2 protein-coding genes are annotated in these 1226 nt (G+C 64.6%); one reads left to right on the top strand and one right to left on the bottom strand.

What is annotated here, in order from left to right:
- A partial coding sequence (locus EOA60_RS33690) for an amidase family protein (protein ID WP_245502690.1) occupies nucleotides 1-533 on the bottom strand: 533 nt, incomplete at its 3' end.
- A gap of 176 nt (nucleotides 534-709) precedes the next feature.
- Between EOA60_RS33690 and EOA60_RS33685 the strand changes: the two genes are divergently transcribed.
- On the top strand, nucleotides 710-1226 hold a 517-nt coding region (locus EOA60_RS33685), incomplete at its 3' end, for a sigma-70 family RNA polymerase sigma factor (protein WP_128312659.1).

Below are 1226 nucleotides of genomic sequence, written 5' to 3'. Positions count from 1 at the left end.
ACCCGGATCGAGCCGCCGCCGTCGGAAGCGTGCGCCGCCGGCACCACGCCGGCCGCGACGAGCGCCGCCGATCCGCCGGACGAGCCGCCGGTGGTGTGGCCGGTGTTCCAGGGGTTGCGGGTGATGCCGAAGCGGGCCGATTCGGTCATCAGCCGCAGCCCATGCTCAGGCGAGGTGCTGGTAGCGATCGGGATCAGGCCCGCGGCCAGATAGCGCTCGACCATCACCGAGTTGAAATCGGCCGTGAAGGCCGGGATGCGGCTGCCGCCATGGATCGGCACGCCCTTGATGCCGATGCCGAGATCCTTCAGCGCGAAGGGCACGCCGGCGAGCGGCTGCTTGCGGTCGATCGCCTTCGCCCGCGCCCTGGCGGCGTCATAGAGCGACGTCGCTATGGCGTTGATGTCGGGTCTTGTCGCCTCGGCGCGGGCGATCGCGGCGTCGACCAGCTCCTGCGGCGAGATTTCCCCCTTGTGGACGAGCTCGGCAAGTCCGGTCGCATCCTGTTCCCAAAGCACGCGTTCGATCGACATCGCCGCTCCCCTGTTTTGGCGAAGGCTATCGCATGAAGCCGCAAATCGAAATCCGGATTTGCGTTGTTCATCTCGAATTGCGGAAGATGACTTCACGTACTGGCGCCGCGACAGCCTTGGGTGGACAACACCGCCCGCGCCGTTGCAAATAGATCGCAATCTTCTAATTTGCCTGCATGGGGCCTCAGGACATCAGCAAACTGATCGTCCGGACTTCGATGAAGGACCGGGCTGCGTTCGATCTGCTCTACAAGCAGACCAGCGGGAAACTTTTCGGCGTCTGCCTTCGTGTATTGAGGGACAAGAGTGAGGCGGAAGAAGCACTGCAGGAGGTCTTCGTCAAGATCTGGACCAAGGCCGATCGTTTCGCGGTTTCCGATCTCAGCCCGATTTCCTGGCTGGTGGCCATTGCGCGCAACCATGCGATCGACCGCATCAGGGCCCGGCGCGGTCCTTCCGCCAATATCGATGCAGCGCTCGAGGTCGCCGATCCGGCGCCGGGGCCTGAGGCCATGGCTGTCGCGGGCGGCGAGACCGACCGCATCTACCATTGCCTCGACGAATTGGAGAAAGACCGGGCGGCGGCGGTCCGGGGCGCCTATCTCAACGGCGAAAGCTATGCCGAGCTGGCGGAGCGCCACAAGGTCCCGCTGAACACGATGCGGACTTGGCTGCGGCGAAGCTTGCTCAAAC

The organism is Mesorhizobium sp. M1A.F.Ca.IN.020.06.1.1, from assembly GCF_004023265.1.
Taxonomy (GTDB): domain Bacteria; phylum Pseudomonadota; class Alphaproteobacteria; order Rhizobiales; family Rhizobiaceae; genus Mesorhizobium.
The sequence above is the reverse complement of the archived record's forward strand: the minus strand, read 5'-3'. Positions and strand labels throughout refer to the sequence as shown.